The sequence below is a fragment of the Pedobacter psychrotolerans genome, from assembly GCF_004340665.1.
GTDB lineage: Bacteria > Bacteroidota > Bacteroidia > Sphingobacteriales > Sphingobacteriaceae > Pedobacter > Pedobacter psychrotolerans.
The window spans coordinates 1-18,330 of sequence record NZ_SLWO01000007.1 but is presented as its reverse complement, the minus strand read 5'-3'; the positions used below and the strand labels follow the sequence as shown (position 1 = coordinate 18,330).

The window sequence follows — 18,330 nt, the reverse complement described above, 5'->3', positions numbered from 1 at the left end:
TGTTTACTATGATGGATTAGAAATCCATAGTTATACAAGTCCGGAAAAAATTTTCGGATTAACAAAATGTTAACTGGCGAAGTTTCAAAGGCGGAGCGAAAGGAAACTTTGCCAGTTTTAAATTTCCTCGGCGTTGGTGGGGATTTTTTATCCCGACCCTTTTTACTCAGGATTTTTAATCCTCTAATCACTCAATATTCGCATACAAATAATTGATATCGATTCTGTTTACTATGATGAATTATAAATCCATAGTTATACAAGTCCTGAAAAAATTTCCGGACTAACACGATGTTAACTTGCGAAGTTTCAAAGGTCAAGACGAGGCAGAACTTCACCAGTATTAAAATGCTAACCTTGAGGAATGTTGTTTAATACTAGCATGTCTTTGAGTCTGAAGAAGTTCTCCATGCGCACTCCATAAAAGCTTCGTAAAACGAGTGATCCTGATCAAGGTGTTCGCTTAACTTTAATTTAACATGCAAGCACTTACTTTGCTGAAAAACCAGCATTTAGCATGATTAAATATTTTTGGATTTGTTTATTGTTCATATTTTCCACTTCTGATTGCTACAGTCAGGAAGTGGAACCACTGCCTTTTTTTGATCAGGACACTAAAAAGCCAATTGAATCGCTCATTGAACTGAAGAAAATATATGCGCAATCTATAGAAAATGGCGATGTTATTTTAGAGGGAAAGTGTCTGCAGCAAATGGGGAAGGTTTGTTATGTTCAGGGGCATTTCCGACAGTCATTGGAGTTTTTTCTGAAAGCAGATAAAATCTTTAATACATCTAAACAGTCGCTGTTGCTAGCAGCTAACCTATGCGATATTGGTGTACTTTATTATTATGTGAAGCAACCCGATAAGGCCTTAAAATACTATACCTCTGCTTTAAAAATATATCAGCATTTGCAGCATGCAAGTGGCCAATCTGCCGTATATGGACATATTGGCCAGCTTTACGAAAAGCGACAGAATTATGAGCGGGCATTTTATTATCAAAAAATCGCTTTAAAGCTGAGCGAAAAAACTAGCGATCAAGCGGGATCAGCTAAAATCTATGAAAACATTGGAAGCATCTATGAAGATTTAGAAAAGTATGATCTGGCTGATATCAATTTTAAAAAATCACTCGGCTTATATCAGAAGAATAAGAACCAGATTGGCAGTATTGAAGTAATTAATAACCTGGGAGACATTTTACGTAAAACGGGCAAGTACAAAGAAAGCATTGTACAAACGCAAGCTGCTAAAAATTTAGCAGGCAAAATGGGCAATATTTATCAGTTGGCATCCTGCTGCAGAGACTTGGGCAAAGCTTATGAATTGATGAATCAGATGGATAGTGCCTATCACTATGTTAAACTGGGTTATAAATATACGTTGGATTTATATTCTGAAGATGGGGCCAGGCAGGTTGCCTTTTTACAGGTGCTTTATGATATCAATAAAAAATCTGATGAAATAAATAAGCTGCAAAACGATAAAAAAGTTAACCGCATCATCGCTGCATCGGCTACGATTGTGATTATACTCCTGGTTACACTGGGTTTTGTTGTTTTCAGCAGGCAACGGTTCAAACTTCGTGATCAGCAGATGTTAGCCAAGCAGAAGGATATTGAACATGATTTAACCAGCCTGGAGTTGAAGAATCTTCAGCTGGAAGAGCAAAACCTGAAACAACAGCTTGAGGTAAAGAGTAGGGAATTATCTAATCACACTTTAAATCTCATCAAGCATAATCAGTTTCTTGAAAACCTGCGTAACACTTTGCAGGCGATGGTAAAAGATGATAAGCGGGATCAGAAAAAGCAAATGAATCAAATCCTAACGGAGATTAATCAAAGCTTTAATCACGAACGCAACTGGAAAGAATTTACCCAAGCCTTTGAACAAGTACACCATCAGTTTCTAGAAAACCTTAAAAAATTCAGCAATGAACTTACTTCTGCAGATATGCGCCTGATTGCTTTATTAAAAATGAATCTTGATTCTACTGATATTGCTACTTTGCTCGGTATATCTACGGATAGTTTAAGGGTATCACGATACAGGCTGCGCAGGAAACTCAATCTAGCCCAAGGCGATAATCTTTCTGCATTTATACAAGCACTTTAAGCGTTACATTCTTGGTATATTTCATATGCATTTTCATCGGTTTTTAGGACTTAACAATTTGTTAATGTAACGGTAATAAAAGCATAACGGCGTTTAGGAGTATTATTAATGTAATGAAAATCAATGTTTTATGTAATCTTGTTGCCTTTTGGTTTATGGTAGCTGTAACGCTGTTGCCTTTATGTAACTCCATTAATTTTCTGTTGTAAAGTCGGGTATACACCTTTGTGCCGTCGATAATAAAAGACAATACCAAACGCAATGAATAAACTATTACAAATTCTGTTTTTTGTTCTCTTTTGTGCGGGCACAGCCAATGCAACAAAAATAAAAGGACACGTTTACGATAAGCAAACCGGAGAGGCAATTGTAGGTGCTACAGTGGTGATGGAAAACCCCAGGAGGGTAACCAATACGGGCCTTGATGGAACTTTCGAATTTAAGGCGGTAGCCATAGGCTCAGCCACCATCAGTGTGAGTTACATTACCTATAAAACCATTACTAAAACCTTTACTGTAGAAAAGGAAGATAATGAGCACTTAAAGTTTTATCTGGAAAGTGATTCCAAGAGCCTGGATGATGTAACCATCAAATCAAATCCGGTGAGCTCAACAGATCAGGGTGCTCGCAGACTGGAGAAAAATGCCACTCAAATTATGAATATAGTTTCTGGCAAATCAATCGAAATTTCTCCAGATTTAACGGTTGCAAATGTGATGCAGCGTATTTCTGGAGTATCCATTGAACGAAACAGCAACGGTGATGGACAGTATGCTATCCTGAGGGGGATGGATAAACGATACAATTACACATTAGTAAATGGGGTAAAAATTCCGAGTCCTGATAATAAGTACCGTTATGTTCCACTTGATCTTTTTCCATCTGATTTACTTGATCGTTTAGAAGTGTATAAAACGCTTACGCCGAATTTAGAGGGCGATGCCATTGGAGGTGGGATTAACATGGTGATGAAAAATGCTCCTGGCAAGTTTCAGGTAAATGCCAATATTGCTACTGGCTATAGCCAATTGTTTTTCGACCGGAAATTTGCGAGTTATAATGCTTCAGATATTCAATACAAATCGCCATACGAACTTAATGGAAAAAGCTATAATGCTACTCAAAACGATTTCACTAAAGGAACGCTAGATTATAAATACAAAAGCCCGGCGCCGAATCTTATTGGGAGTTTATCATTAAGTCAGCGGTTTTTAGATAATAGGTTAGGCGTAGTATTGGCCGGAAGTTATCAAAATACTTATCGCGGCAGTAACAGTACTTTTTACAATAACACCGTATCCGGTACGGATACCTATGCCGTAATTACCAGCAAAAGTTACCGCGAATTTTCAGAGCAGCAGCAACGTACCGGTTTGCATGGAAAGGTAGATTATGTTTTCAATAAAAACCACCAGTTAACGCTTTACAATGTTTACGTTAATCTAAAAAATCAGCAGCTGAGAGATGCGGTTACCACAACATACAATAGTGTTTACAATCCAACAGCTGGTAATGCCGAACTGGTTTACAACACCCGGAGCCGTTTAACTGAACAACAGATTTACAACAGTACCTTGCATGGTGATCATAAATTCTTTGATGATAAATTTAAGGTGCAATGGTCGGCGGTTTATTCATCGGCCAAAAACGATGTGCCAGATAATACCAGCATCAGCCTGAATGGCTTGGAACAGAATTTCCAAAGTAGCAGAACAACTTTGGTAAATACTTCTCCGGTTACCCGCAGGTGGGAGCGCAATACAGATGAAGATTTAGCAGGCTATTTAGATCTCACTTACCGTTTTAACATTGGAAAGGATAAGCTGGATATAATGGCTGGTGGATTATATCGTGATAAACAGCGCAGTAGCTTCTTCAATAATTATACCCTCGCACCAGGTGCTGCCGATGCAGGCCGTATTTACGGTGTAGATTTTCAGAACTATACGGATTTAAATTTAATTGTAACCAACCCAACGGGTGCAGTGGCTAATCCCTTAACCTATGATGCATCGGAAAAAATTAGTGCAGGTTATGGGATGTTTAAATATATCTCATCAAAGCTTGAAGTGGTAGGTGGTGCCAGAGTTGAACATACTAACCAGGGCTATAATTTGCTTTTCCCTGCAGGAGAAACATTTCCAAAAGGATCACAAGTGTATACTGATGTTTTACCAAGCTTATCGGCAAAATACTTTTTAACAGAAAAAGCACAATTGCACGCCTCTTATTACAAGGCCCTTAACCGCCCTGGTTTTTATGAAATTGTACCCGGAAAGGTAGTGAATGAGGAGTTTCAGGAACGAGGTAATCCAAATCTGAAACGTGCCCTGGCCGATAACTTTGATTTACGCTATGAGCTTTTTCCTGGTGCATCAGAGCAGTTTATGGTTGGTGCTTTTTATAAAAAGATCAAAGATCCTATTGAATATACTTTCCAGGCTGATGCCACTCGTGGACAGGATATTTATTATACGCCAGGAAATTTCGGCACAGCCCATAACTATGGAGCGGAGGTAGATTATATCAAGTATTTCAGCAAGATAGGAGTAAAAGCAAACTATACCTATACGCATTCTCGCATTACTACACCAAAAACAACCCGAAGCATTGATCCGCTTACCGGAGATATTCAGGCGCTTTCAGTAGATCAGGAAAGACCACTTTTCGGGCAGTCTGAACATATTGGAAACCTCTCTTTATTGTTTAAGGATACTAAAAAAGGTTGGGATGCGCAGGTAGCTGGTGCTTATACAGGCCCACGAATTAATACCGTTTCACAATTCCTCAACAATGATTTATGGCAGGAAGGATTTGTGCAGATGGATGCATCAGCAGAGAAACGTTTCAAAGGTGGCATCAGCATATTTGTAAAGGCGAACAACATTTTAAATACACCAACTAAATTATTCATTAAAGGTACCAACCCAGAGAATGATAAAATCAACGAAGATCTGATTAAAGACGGGCGAACACTGATCAGAAGTGATTACTATGGTCAGAGTTATTTACTAGGCTTCAGATATAAGTTTAACTAATCGAAATTTTAAAACAAAAAACATGAAATCGAATCAGATTTTTAAATTATTCATCCTTTTGGTACTGGCCCTTTCGGGATGTGAAAAGGCCAATATTGATGTAGATACTTCCGTTGTTGATGGTTCGGCCATTGGGGAAGTTTCAGGTGTCTGGGCAAAAGGAAGTACGCAGGTAATTAAAGGGGATATCATTATTCCTGAGGGCAAATCGCTCACCATTGAAGAAGGCGTAACCATTTTAATGGATACTTTGGCCAAACCCGAAATTGTGGTAAAAGGAAATTTATATGCTTTAGGAACGGCAGATAACCCGATTAAATTTACCGTAAATGAATTCTACAAAACACCACAGAAGAAATTTGGTAAACTCTGGGGCGGCATACTGGCCGGACCAACCTGTGAGGAACTGGTACTTGATCATACCATTATCGAATATGCAGGTTCAACCACTTCTGATGCATCAACCTCTGTAAAAATGGGACTTTATAAAGCCGTAGCGGGTGAAAATCTCCCTGCATTATGGTTTGCTAATGCCAAAGGCAAACTGGTGGTGCAAAATAGCGTGTTCAGAAACCTTCAGGAAGATTGTACCTATATTGAAGGTGGAAAAATTATTTTTGCAAACAATGTCTTCTACACTACTGGCGTAACTGGTGGAGAGGCCATGAACTTTAAATCGGGATGTTTGGCAGATATTGCTTATAATTTGATTTACAGCACCAATACCAACGCCTTAAAACTTTCCAATACGGGTGATAAGGTACCACAAACCTATATCATTGCCTATAACAATACCATGGTAAATACCGGCTGGAGAAGACCAACCGCAAAAGGTGGTTCAGTATGGCTGGAAAGTACTGTGCGTGCAGATTTGTACAATAACCTCTTTGCAAATACCCGTTTTGGTGTCAAAAGAGATCCGAAAAAGCCAGAAGATGCTCGTTCTGCATACAGCAATAACTGGTATTATGGTTTTGATCAGGTTACGGTAAATCAGTTTCAGCCTAAAGGCGATATTGTTGGAGGTAAAAATGATGTAATTGGAACTGTTGCGGGCGATAACGACCCTAAATTTGTGAATTATCCATTAAACACGTCAACAAGCAATGCTGATTTTAATACCGCCTGGGATTTCCATCTGCAGGGAAATTCACCAGCTTTAAGCAAAGGAATCACCAACTTTACCCGTCACCATCAGGCAGGTATTGTCATGAAAAACGGTATCACTTACACTTCACCAGCACCATCTACGTTTATTGGTGCATATGGCATAAAATAATAAAATGAAGCATATAAAACTGATTTACATCGCTTCGGTTGCGGTGTTAAGCTTAACCATTTCTTGTAATGGTGGGGCACAGCAAATCAATAATAATGAAGTAAAACCTTTATACGTATCTGATCCTGTTGATTTTGATACCGATGACCCGGCTATTTGGGTGAACCCGGCTGATCCAGCTCAATCTTTAGTGATTGGTACGGATAAAGATACCAACGGCGGATTGTATGTTTTCGACCTGAAAGGAAAAATGATAAAATCGAAAACTGTTAAAGGGTTAAAACGGCCTGATAATGTTGATATCGCCTATGGTTTAAACCTTGGGGGTAAAAAAACTGATATTGCCGTAACCACTGAACGCTATACACATAAATTGCGGATTTACAGTTTGCCTGATATGAAACCTGTTGACGGGGGCGGCATCCCGGTTTTTGTTGGTGAAACTGGAACCGAGTTTCGCGACCTGATGGGGATTTCGATGTATACCGATCCTAAAGGGCAAATTTATGCCATTGTTGGCCGTAAATCTGGTCCGAAAGAGGGTGGGTATTTATGGCAATACCTATTAACAGATGATGGAAAGGGTAATGTGAAGGCGAATTTAGTTCGAAAGTTTGGAAGCTATAGCGGCAAAAAAGAAATTGAGGCTATTGCTGTAGATAATGAGTTAGGTTTTGTGTATTACTGCGATGAACAGTTTGGCGTGCGGAAATACTACGCAGACCCGGCAAAGGGCAACCAGGAACTGGCGCTTTTTGGGCAGGGTGATTTTGCGGTAGATAATGAAGGTATTGCCATTTATAAATCCACTGGAAATAAGGGCTATATATTGGTATCTGATCAAGGTGCCAGGCAGTTGAAGGTATATGGTAGAACGGGTAAAGATGGAGCTCCAAATCAGCACCCGCTGTTAACCACTATAAAATATTCAGCCAACCAAACCGATGGGATAGATGTGGTTTCTGTGCCTTTAGATGCTGATTTTAAACATGGTTTGCTAGTGGCTATGAGTGACGACAAAACCTTTCATTTTTACCGTTGGGAAGATTTAGCTGGTAAAAAACTAGAGGTGAATCGTTAATTATATAAACCTATAAGGTCTTTAAGACCTTATAGGTTTATATAATCTCAAAGCAGTTGTTGTTTATGATGGCGATTAAATCATTATTTTCATTCATCCTGGTTAAAAACGAAAAAGATTAGCAACAACGATTAACCGATAGGTTAGTTTCGAGAAAAGTTATTTCTCATCCATTTCCCTTTCAGGGGAAAGCTGCCGCCAGGCGGATAGGGGTTTATCAATTTGTATGCAAGGTTCAAAGATTCCTCCACTACTGTCGGAATGACGATTCTCCAAGTGGAATTTGTTTTTCTTTCGTATTTTCCTTTTCAAAGAAAAGGTACCGTTAGGCGGATAGGGGGGAATGCTTTTAATAACGATATATCATTTAACCGCCCCAAGTCCCTCATTGTAAAAAAGGAAAGGAGTTTGATTCTACGGTCTTACCACTTAAATGTTGTAAGCATTTACTTGAATTATAAAACAATTTTAGTTTGAATGTGCTTCTTAATAGAAAGTATATTCAATGAGCACACAAAAACCAATAGCAAAAGACTTGCAAAAATTTATAGATCGTTACGAACCAACAAAATTTAAGGTGATGCGATCAGGTATAGAAATTAGAGGGGTGAGTAATATCCACCAGGCCATTCAAACGGCTAAAGATGTCATTGAAAAACTTAAGCTTAATTTAAATATTGCACACAGTGCAGATATGGTAAGTTACGGCGGTTTTGAAGTTAATCTTCGCTAATCAGAAATTTTCGGAAACTGAGTAGCATAGCTCTTGAACTCAGTTTCCATAATTATGACTTATCTATAATCAAATCGCTATTAATTTTCCCCTCAATTTAGCGTTATGGAGATCTTCTGTAACTATTTTTCTTAATAGATTTCCTAGAATCAGTTTATAGAAATGGTTAACTATTACCTAATTAAGGGATTTACCTCTTTCGCCTTGGATATTGCCGACTCATTATAAAAAACCAATGGTGATCTTTACTGTTCTAACTTAAGATGATATTCGATTAAATATTTTAATCATCATATTAATATGGATAAAGCGGAATTAGGAAAACAAAACAATACCGAATTAAGAGTTTCTGAGTGGTCTGGGTTTATCAATGCCAAATGTCCAAGGTGTCGCATAGGTTCTATATTCACTGGGGCGATGTATGGATTTAAGATTCAGAAAATGAAGGATGTATGTGAAGTCTGTGACCTGAAGTTTGAGCGGGAGCCCGGATATTTTTATGTTTCAATGTTTGTAAGCTATGCCATGAATGTAGCTGAAATTATTTTTCTTGGTGTAGCCGCTTATGTATTGGGACTTGATATTGTTTATGAAAACCTATGGTATTTTGTAGCCATCATTTTTGCAGGGGTACTGATATTCTCACCTTTCAATTATCGTTACTCTCGCTTAGTATTGTTGTATTGGCTATCTCCTGGGCTTCATTATGATCCATCGAGAATCAAAAAGAGATAAGTCAATGCCTCACATTTTTGATAATTTGTTGTTGGTAAAATAAAACAGCATCTCAGATTTGATCTGATGCCAGACAAACGGACATCAGATCAAAATTATATTATAGGAAATCCTTCAACAGTTATTATTTCTTTCCAGCCTTAGGTGCCAGCGTGAGGAACATTCTCTTGCCTTCTAATTTTGGAAGTAATTCAACTTTTCCAACATCTTCCAAACCCTGTGCGAATCTTAATAATAAGATTTCTCCCTGATCTTTGTAAACAATTGATCTTCCTTTAAAATGTACAAATGCCCGAACCTTTTCTCCACTTTCAAGGAAGGATATAGCATGTTTAAGTTTAAATTGAAAATCATGATCATCTGTATTTGGACCGAACCTGATATCTTTAATGATGGTTTGTTTAGCTTTTGATTTGATCTCTTTCTGCTTCTTTTTTTGTTCATAAAGAAACTTGCTGTAATCAACAATTCGACAAACTGGCGGTACCGCATTGGGTGAAATTTCAACAAGATCAAGTCCTTGTTCTTCTGCCATTTTTAATGCTTCGGCTATCGGATAAATTGCCGTTTCTACATTTTCTCCAGTTAATCTTACTTCTGTAGCAGTAATTAACTGATTAATTTTATGTTCTGCTTCTTTCTTTCTGAAGGGTAAGCGTGGCCCTCTGTTAAATCCTGCTTTTTTTAATGCCAAATTTTTAATTATTAGTGAATGATAAAGTTTTGAGAAGTGTTAATGTGGTGTTTTCGATAATATACAACATTCAAGGCTGCTGTGCAAGTTTTGGTTACTATCATGACTTTGAACTGAATTTCTATAAAATAAAAATGCATCCAATTCGTATCTAGAATTGAATGCATTTTTTTATGATGATAAACCTATTGTTGTTGTCTCTTAAGCGAATCTTTAGCTCTCTTTTTAAAGAAACCACGCAGTAGGAAGTTACTCTGTAAAGCTTCCAGATCTTCATCTAGTTTTTTACTGCTTTTTTCGAGATTAACCATTATCGATTTCACCTGTTGTGCGGTTGCAGCGTCATTTAATAACAAGCCGGCAGCATTATCAGATGTTTTGAGTTTGCCTGATGCGGCTTCTAGGTTAGCAGCCATAACTGATGCAGATTGTGTTAGTTTTTGAAGGCTTTGTGATGATCTTTCCAACTTTGCAAAAACAGCTGTATCTGTCATCATCTTATTGACTAATCCATTTTTATTATTCAATGTTTTTCCGAAAGTGTTTAGCTCCAAAGCCATTTTTGATGTAGCTAAAGAAGTTTTATTTAGGTTAGCCACCATAGATTTAAAATTTTGTGCCAATTGTTCATCAGAAAGCAATGCGCCTGCTGCGCCTTTGCCTTCTACCAAATTGTGGGAAAGCAATTTGAAATCAGAAGTAACATCCACCAGGTTTTTATTATTTACCTGAAGCGTTTTCATAATATCATCAGTAGAAAGTGAATTGTTCACCTTTAACATATCGCCATCTTCTACAAATGGAAATTTTGGATTACCCCCTGTAAGTACCACAATTTTATTTCCAATCAATCCATCAGCACCAATACTGGCTCCTGCATCCTTGTGAATATATTTGTGTACATCTTCTTCAATACTTAAGGCAACCTTTACCTGTGAGGTACCAAAGAAATCAATTTTTTTGATTGTTCCGATTTTAACACCAGAAAACCAAACATTGTTTCCTTTTTTTAGTCCTTGAATATCATTAAATACAACATTAAGGGTAAAACTTTTAACAAAGGTTTTCTTTTGACTGCCGAGGGTGAAGATTGCCACCACAAATATCAGTATGCCTATGGCAATGAAAATGCCGACTGTTATTTTCTTTTTATTATCGTTCATGTTTATTGTATAAAATTGTAATCATAAAATGGTTGTGCCAGCTGATCGCCTGAATTAAATATATCTTCAAAACTTCCTTGTCTTTCAAAACGCCTTTCCATAAGCATGGCAACGCGATTGCCTACTTCCTTTGCACAGGTTAAATCGTGGGTAATAACAATTGCACTGGTATGGTATCGCTCCTGAACATCATTGATCAGTTTATTAATTTCCTTTGAAGTAATGGGATCTAAACCAGCCGTAGGCTCGTCATAAAGCATTATTTCCGGTTTTAAAATAAGTGTTCTGGCTATTCCGATCCGTTTTCTTTGTCCGCCTGATAGTTCTGATGGCATTTGATTAATGGTTTGAGCCAATCCTACGGCATCTAGCATTTCTTCTATCAATGCATTTACTTCAGGCTTAGTGAGGTCTTTTCGGTTTCTTACCAATGGAAATTCCAGGTTATCCCGAACAGTCATACTATCATATAATGCACTATTCTGAAAAGAAAAGCCAATTCTTAATCTGAGATCGAGTAATTCCTGATAAGAAATTTCATCTACCTTGTGGCCTAATACGTTTACCAATCCGCTATCTGGACGAAGTAGACCAACAATAATTTTAATTAATACCGACTTACCCGTACCACTTTTTCCTAGTACCACCAGATTCTCCCCTTTATAGAGATCAAGGTTTGCACCTTCTAAAACCTGATAAGATCCAAATGCCTTATTTAATGCTTTTATTTCAATTACTTTTTCAGCACTGAAATCGGTCATGTCTTTCGCTGTCATATTCAGTTATGTATTAAAAAGGCTAAAAATCTGAACACAAACCACCTCTTCAACAAAGATGAGAAACATCGCCGTTACTACAGCAGAATTTGCAGCTTTACCTACACCTTCAGTACCTTTTGAGGAATGATATCCTTGATAACAACCCACAATGGCTATGGTAAAACCAAATATGATCGCTTTTACGGTACTGGCAATAATATCTAAATAAGTAATGTTTTCTAATGCACTTTGAAAAAACGTAGTGGCACTGGTACCTTCATTTACGGAAACATTTAGTAAGGCACCCAGCATACCAACCATTGCAGTATAAAAAGTAAGGATGGGCATGGTAATGGTGGCCGCCAAAACCCTTGTTGCTACTAAAAATTTAAATGGATTGGTAGCACTCACTTCCATGGCATCAATCTGTTCACTAACTTTCATAGAACCTAATTCGGCACCTATGCTGGAACCTACTTTTCCTGCTGCGATAAGACCTGTAAGCAATGGTGCTAGTGTTCTTAACAAAGCGATTCCTACTAAGGAAGGTAACCATGAGGTTGCGCCAAACTCTGATAATGAAGGTCTGGATTGCTTGGTAAATACCAGGCCTGTAATAAAACCAGTGGTAGATATAAGAAGTGCGGACCGATAGCCAATTTCGTAACACTGCCTCATGAGTTCCTTAAATTCATATGGAGGTAGAAAAGCTTCCCGGAAAAATCTTCCGATAAATCCAAATACATTATATAAAGTAATAAACAAATTGCCAAACTTACCCACTGGTTTGGGTGTTTCAGCTGTTTTCTCTTGCTCTAAGCTCATTTTTGAGTTTTTATTTTTATAGTTGAATCCTTGAGCATTTCTTTTTCTTTTAATAGCCTATGCTTAGAGATCTCGAGTGTATCTGCCGGAGAAAGGCTTTTATACAATACCTTATAGGTTGCCATCATACTGTTATTTCTTTTCTGAAAATATTCCTGACTAATTTTTCCCTGATTCAATTGCTGTTTCAAAGCAACCGACTGATCAATAATGGCCTTTGCCGAATCTACAATTCCCGAACTGGAAAGGGTAGTTTGACGATCTACTTTCTTTCCGCCGGAACCTTGCTCAGGATTGGTATTGTGGCAGGCAGTACCCAATAGAACGATAGGCATCATGAATAATATTTTCATGCTAACAATACACATTAATCCGCCAATTGTTTGTCATTAAACACATTATTTGCTTACAAAGATTTGAAGTAATTACCAGGCGAAAAATATTAATTAAACAACCTACACCAGACGGGTAAATATATGGATAAATCAGTATTTATACTCAAATTTCTGATTTCAATAATTTCCTCAAAAACATAAAATGTTTTAAGATAATAAAGAGAAGGCTCTATCTTATTCTATTAAATAGTAAAGTCTTTAACAGATTTTTTTTGTAATCTGACGGGATTTATTAGTTTTGTGAGCCCTAAAACGGGTTTACATTAATTTATAGATTGATTTATCTATCTTAATTATTCATAACTATGGAAAAATTCAAACAGGTACAAGAAGTTATCGCTTCAGTTGAAGCTGATATTGCTAAATTCTATGATGGCGGAAATGCTGCAGCTGGAACTCGTGTTCGTAAAGCAATGCAAGACTTAAAAGTATTGGCTCAAGAAATCAGAGCAGAAGTTACAGAGAAAAAAAATGGTGCAAAATAGGCACTTGTAGCAATTAAAAAAGCCCTCAGTATATCCACCTGAGGGCTTTTTTGTTTATTAGCAGTTATTATTTCAAAGAAATACCAATAGGAGGAAAGAACTATATATCTTCCAGTGTAGACGTCATGGACGGATTCGAACCGCCGTAAAAGGTTTTGCAGACCTGTACCTAAACCACTCGGCCACATGACTATTTAATTCATCAATTGATTTATTAGAAATGAATATAAAACAAATATAAATTAATTATATAATATCTATCTATTTTATAGTCTTTTTTTTTGTTGATTTATATCTTGAATTTATTTATCTGAAATGAATTATTTTAGTAAAGCTATTTATAGGCAGATTCTATTTTGCAAAACAGGTCTCGTTGAATAATAAATAAAGGTTATACCTTATATATACCAGCAGCCATTTTTTCTATAAATGCCTTCGGCAGAAATCTGTTTGCATAAACACTTACTACATTGGTTAAGCCTGGAACAATTTCCGACTTCTTTGCAAGCATTCCTTTTACCGCTATTGTAGCAACTTCAGCGGGTTGCATATTAAATTTTTCAGCCATCTTACTAAAGGCATCCAATCCTGCACGGTGTGCGAATCCGGTATCTACAGGGCCGGGGCTTAAACAGGTAACCGATATGGATGTATTTTTTAATTCAAATCTTAGTGCTCGGGAAAAAGAGAGGACAAAAGCTTTTGTTGCTGAATAAATAGCAAGTGTAGGTACAGCCTGATATGCTGCTGTACTGGATATATTGAGAATGTAAGATTGCTTTTCCTTTAATAGTGAAGGGATCAGAAGATGGCATAAAGAAATAAGTGTATTCATATTTAATCGGCACATTTCCATTTGAGCTTTGAGATCTAAATCTTTAAATTGTCCCCATTGCCCATAACCAGCATTATTAACTAAGGCGTTAACACCATATTTTTTGTCTGTAATCCAATCAAATACTACTTTTGGAGAAGTTGACTGACTTAAATCAATTGCTAAAAAATCAGTCGCTATCCCGTATTTTACTTCAAGTTCATGGCCAAGTGATGCCAATTCTTCAGCAGAGCGGGCTATTAACAAAAGATTAAAGCCTTTTTTAGCCAATTCAGCGGCAATTGATTTGCCTATACCTTTGCTTGCTCCCGTGATAACTGCATAAACTTTTTCCTCTTTGATCATATGGCTCTTAATATACTACATCGCAAATATGCTATATAAAAGGTTATCTTCTTAACTTATCTATAACAAATCATCCAATGTCTTAGCAAAAGGATTGATCCCAGGTATTCTTGACATATTAATATTACCCCCACTCAGATAGATTTTGACTATGGAAATATAGAATTATTCGATTGTGATTTCTGAAAAGGAACCTTTAACTTTAAATGATTTATCGAAAGCATAGGTTAATTTCAAATAACAAAACATAAAATAATGGAAAAAGATTCAAATGATATCAGCAAATGCCCGTTTCATAATGGGAGTATGAAACAGAATGTTGGAGGTGGTGGAACCAGAAATCATGACTGGTGGCCAAATCAACTAAAACTAAACATTCTACGTCAGAATTCTTCCTTATCAAACCCATTGGATAAGGATTTTAATTATGCTGATGCTTTTAATAGCCTTAACCTCGAAGAACTAAAAAATGATCTGAAAGTGTTAATGACGGATTCGCAGGATTGGTGGCCAGCAGATTTTGGTCACTATGGTGGATTATTCATCCGTATGGCCTGGCACAGTGCCGGAACTTATCGCGTGGGAGATGGTCGTGGGGGAGCAGGGGCAGGATTGCAACGTTTTGCGCCACTAAACAGCTGGCCAGATAATGTAAGTCTTGATAAAGCCAGAAGATTACTTTGGCCGATCAAACAAAAATATGGAAATAAAATTTCATGGGCAGATCTGATCATCCTTACCGGGAATGTGGCGCTGGAATCAATGAATTTTAAAACCTTTGGCTTTGCCGGCGGACGAGAAGATGCCTGGGAGGCTGATGAATCTGTTTATTGGGGATCTGAAACAACCTGGTTAGGTGGCGATTTGCGATATGGTCATGGTTCAGATGGTGCTGATAAAGAACATGGAGTTTTGGTGAGTGATGATGATGCTGACGGAGATATCCATTCCCGTAACCTTGAAAAGCCACTTGCCGCTGTACAAATGGGTTTAATTTATGTGAATCCAGAAGGACCAGATGGAAACCCTGATCCGGTATTGGCTGCTAAAGATATCCGCGATACTTTCGGAAGAATGGCCATGAATGATGAAGAAACGGTAGCCTTAATTGCCGGCGGTCATAGTTTCGGGAAAACACATGGTGCTGCTTCTGCAGATCATGTAGGAAAAGAACCTGAAGCCGCAGGGATTGAAAACCAGGGATTTGGATGGAACAACAGCTATGGAAGCGGTAAAGGTGCAGATACCATTACCAGCGGACTTGAAGTTACCTGGACAACTACACCCACACAGTGGAGTAATAATTTCTTCGAAAATCTTTTTGCTTATGATTGGGAATTAACCAAAAGCCCAGCTGGTGCACATCAATGGGTAGCCAAAAATGCTGAGGCAATTATTCCTGATGCTTTCGATAATACGAAGAAACATCTGCCATCAATGCTCACAACAGACGTTGCCTTGCGCTTTGATCCGGCATATGAAAAGATTTCAAGACGCTTTCTAGAAAATCCGGATGAATTTGCAGACGCTTTTGCACGTGCATGGTATAAATTAACACATCGGGATATGGGACCGATAAGCCGTTACCTTGGTCCGGATGTGCCTCAGGAAGAATTGCTTTGGCAAGATCCTATACCTGCAGTAAACCATGCATTGGTAAGTGATAGCGATATTGAAACATTGAAGTCGAAATTATTATCTTCAGGTTTGACTGTGTCTGAACTGGTGTCTACTGCCTGGGCTTCTGCATCCACTTTCAGAGGGTCTGATAAACGCGGTGGAGCAAATGGTGCCCGTATTCGTTTAATGCCTCAGAAAGATTGGAAAGTGAATAATCCATCTCAATTACAAAGGGTTTTAGGTGTATTAGAAAAGATTCAACAAGAATTTAATAGCAGTCAAATTGATGGAAAACAGATCTCTATAGCAGACATAATTGTTTTAGCAGGTGTAGCGGGTGTAGAAAAAGCAGCTAGCGATGCCGGACATGCAATCAATGTTCCTTTTACAGCAGGGCGGATGGATGCATCACAATCACAAACTGACATAGAATCCTTTAGTTATCTGGAACCACAGGCTGATGGTTTCCGTAACTACCGGAAATTAAAGTCATCGGTTTCTACAGAAGAGCTACTGATTGATAAAGCACAGCTACTTACTTTAACCGCTCCTGAACTGACTGTTTTAATTGGTGGTTTAAGGGTATTGGATACTAATTTTGATGGTTCTAAAAATGGTGTATTTACCAATACTCCTGGAAAGCTTACTAATGAGTTTTTTGTTAATTTATTAGATATGAACACCGCTTGGAAAGCTACTTCCGATGAAAAAGAGACATATCTAGGTAGCGACAGAACAACTGGACAACCAAAATGGACAGCCAGTCGTGCTGATTTAGTATTTGGTTCAAATGCAGAACTCAGAGCAATTGCTGAATTATATGCAAGTGCTGATGGAAATGAGAAATTTGTTAAAGATTTCATTCAAGCATGGACAAAGGTGATGAACCTGGATCGTTTTGATCTTGTTTAACATTTAATATGATTAAAAGGGTGCAAATGGCACCCTTTTTCAGTTGATTGTATTTAGCAGGAACAATCTTTTAGATATAATTCAATAGACATATATTTGCATGTGATAGCCTTGTTATTATATATATGATAATTTATCAAAGCAAAACAATAGTAATCCGAGAATTTCTACCGTCTGAAGAATATTTGTTTATTTCCTTTTTTGAAGATAAAGAGGTGACCAAATTTCTTCCACAGCTCCATGCTAATGATTATCATCAACTATTTGAAATAGCCTTAAAGGATTACCACCTTGGATCATTTGGTAGATGGGGCATATTTGATGCTAATAGTGATTTGTTTATAGGTACTTGTCTTTACAGGCCATTTGTTGAGGTTCCGGAACAAACCGAAATTGGTTATAGTTTGATTAAATCATATTGGGGTATGGGGATCGGTACGGAAGTTGCCAAGGCTCTTTTATCTTATGGTTTTGCAAAGACCAAAACAAATGAAATTGTAGCCCTAACTGATTTAAGAAATACAGGCTCCCAGAAAGTTCTGCAAAAGTTAGGCTTCAAGCAGCTGAATAATATTAAGAGGAAAGGGGTAGAGCTCAATTATTTCCTTATAGAAAGATCAGAAAAATTAAAATAAGTTTATTATATATGGTATTAAGTCAATTTAATAATTATTACGTCTTAACTAAGGCAGATTTTAAACTATAAAGGCTTTAACTATTCTCCTTATTTAAATGAACGCTAGGTTATTGCAACTTGGCCTTATTCATCCAAACTTCTTCATTCATTCGGAATTGTATTTTAATCTTCACAATACCCTTTAAATAACCCTTACCAATACATTCTCATAGCCTATATGTTCTCTATGTCTATATGGTCGAAAGCCAATTTCCAAATTGTTTAGCTATTAAACAACCCACGCAAGCACCCATTGCTGTGAAATGTTTTATTTATTTCGATTTTTTCGTGATGATTAACAGGGTCTTATGGTTTTAGGTGATAAAAGAGAGTTGATAGGTTTGCAGGGGTATTAATTTTTGCTACCTTTGCATCCCGCTTCGGAGGAAACGGATGTATTGAAAAGCTGGGTTAATGATGGTGAGAGGGGATAAAAGGGGTGAAATTTATTTCAAATAAAATTTGCTCAAATGAAAAAGATCATTACCTTTGCATCCCGGTTAGGAAAGAACGGGGAGCTGGTTTTAAAGGCTGGCACATTGAAAGGTTAGAGAGGAAAGAGGGACAGAAAAAATAAAATTATTTTATTTGGAAGTTCAGAAAAGATTTCTACCTTTGCACTCCCAACCGAAA

General features: G+C 37.4%; 15 protein-coding genes and 1 tRNA gene. 9 read left to right on the top strand and 7 right to left on the bottom strand.

Features of this window, described 5'->3' with window-relative positions:
* The first annotated feature begins 517 nt into the window (after positions 1–517).
* The 6 genes from EV200_RS16975 (at position 518) to EV200_RS16950 (ending at position 8,989) form a co-directional block, all read left to right on the top strand.
* The gene (locus EV200_RS16975) at positions 518–2,122 is read left to right on the top strand and encodes a tetratricopeptide repeat protein (protein ID WP_132534779.1); all 1,605 of its coding nucleotides are present in this window, start codon (positions 518–520) and stop codon (positions 2,120–2,122) included.
* 261 nt (positions 2,123–2,383) lie between these two features.
* On the top strand, positions 2,384–5,161 hold the full coding sequence (locus tag EV200_RS16970) for a TonB-dependent receptor (protein ID WP_132534777.1): 2,778 nt from the start codon (positions 2,384–2,386) through the stop codon (positions 5,159–5,161).
* A gap of 22 nt (positions 5,162–5,183) precedes the next feature.
* Complete coding sequence (locus tag EV200_RS16965; protein WP_132534775.1) at positions 5,184–6,440, top strand: right-handed parallel beta-helix repeat-containing protein; 1,257 nt, start codon at positions 5,184–5,186, stop codon at positions 6,438–6,440.
* Between the two features lie 4 nt (positions 6,441–6,444).
* Positions 6,445–7,521: a phytase gene (locus EV200_RS16960; protein ID WP_132534773.1), complete on the top strand. Its 1,077-nt coding sequence runs from the start codon at positions 6,445–6,447 to the stop codon at positions 7,519–7,521.
* Positions 7,522–8,026: 505 nt separating this feature from the next.
* On the top strand, positions 8,027–8,254 hold the full coding sequence (locus EV200_RS16955) for a hypothetical protein (RefSeq protein ID WP_132534772.1): 228 nt from the start codon (positions 8,027–8,029) through the stop codon (positions 8,252–8,254).
* Positions 8,255–8,554: 300 nt separating this feature from the next.
* Positions 8,555–8,989 carry a DUF983 domain-containing protein gene (locus EV200_RS16950; RefSeq protein ID WP_132534770.1) on the top strand — a complete coding sequence of 145 codons (435 nt, stop codon included), beginning with the start codon at positions 8,555–8,557 and terminating at the stop codon, positions 8,987–8,989.
* A 124-nt stretch (positions 8,990–9,113) separates the two neighbouring features.
* Here the strand turns inward: EV200_RS16950 and infC are convergent, their stop codons facing one another.
* The 5 genes from infC to EV200_RS16925 all read right to left on the bottom strand — a co-directional run bounded on the left by infC (position 9,114) and on the right by EV200_RS16925 (position 12,782).
* The gene (gene infC, locus EV200_RS16945) at positions 9,114–9,683 is read right to left on the bottom strand and encodes a translation initiation factor IF-3 (protein WP_132534768.1); all 570 of its coding nucleotides are present in this window, start codon (positions 9,681–9,683) and stop codon (positions 9,114–9,116) included.
* Positions 9,684–9,868: 185 nt separating this feature from the next.
* Positions 9,869–10,846, bottom strand: coding sequence for an MlaD family protein (locus EV200_RS16940; RefSeq protein WP_132534766.1), 978 nt, complete (start codon positions 10,844–10,846; stop codon positions 9,869–9,871).
* A gap of 2 nt (positions 10,847–10,848) precedes the next feature.
* The gene (locus tag EV200_RS16935; protein ID WP_132534764.1) at positions 10,849–11,622 is read right to left on the bottom strand and encodes an ABC transporter ATP-binding protein; all 774 of its coding nucleotides are present in this window, start codon (positions 11,620–11,622) and stop codon (positions 10,849–10,851) included.
* 6 nt (positions 11,623–11,628) lie between these two features.
* Positions 11,629–12,429 carry an MlaE family ABC transporter permease gene (locus EV200_RS16930; RefSeq protein ID WP_132534762.1) on the bottom strand — a complete coding sequence of 267 codons (801 nt, stop codon included), beginning with the start codon at positions 12,427–12,429 and terminating at the stop codon, positions 11,629–11,631.
* On the bottom strand, positions 12,426–12,782 hold the full coding sequence (locus EV200_RS16925; RefSeq protein WP_132534760.1) for a hypothetical protein: 357 nt from the start codon (positions 12,780–12,782) through the stop codon (positions 12,426–12,428). Before EV200_RS16925 ends, EV200_RS16930 begins: the two co-directional genes overlap by 4 nt.
* A gap of 347 nt (positions 12,783–13,129) precedes the next feature.
* Here EV200_RS16925 and EV200_RS16920 point away from each other — a divergent pair, with 347 nt between their 5' ends.
* Positions 13,130–13,309, top strand: a complete 180-nt coding sequence (locus tag EV200_RS16920; protein WP_132534758.1) for a histone H1 — start codon at positions 13,130–13,132, stop codon at positions 13,307–13,309.
* A gap of 120 nt (positions 13,310–13,429) precedes the next feature.
* Here EV200_RS16920 and EV200_RS16915 read toward each other — a convergent pair.
* Positions 13,430–13,501, bottom strand: a tRNA-Cys gene (locus tag EV200_RS16915).
* Positions 13,502–13,700: 199 nt separating this feature from the next.
* A complete protein-coding gene (locus tag EV200_RS16910) occupies positions 13,701–14,489 on the bottom strand; it encodes an SDR family NAD(P)-dependent oxidoreductase (protein WP_132534756.1) in 789 nt (262 codons plus the stop codon).
* 255 nt (positions 14,490–14,744) lie between these two features.
* Here EV200_RS16910 and katG point away from each other — a divergent pair, with 255 nt between their 5' ends.
* Together katG and EV200_RS16900 are read left to right on the top strand one after the other, a co-directional pair.
* Entirely contained in the window at positions 14,745–17,021 is a 2,277-nt protein-coding gene (gene katG / locus EV200_RS16905) for a catalase/peroxidase HPI (RefSeq protein WP_132534754.1), read from the top strand.
* A 125-nt stretch (positions 17,022–17,146) separates the two neighbouring features.
* Positions 17,147–17,656: a GNAT family N-acetyltransferase gene (locus tag EV200_RS16900; protein WP_132534753.1), complete on the top strand. Its 510-nt coding sequence runs from the start codon at positions 17,147–17,149 to the stop codon at positions 17,654–17,656.
* The last annotated feature ends 674 nt before the right edge of the window (positions 17,657–18,330 follow it).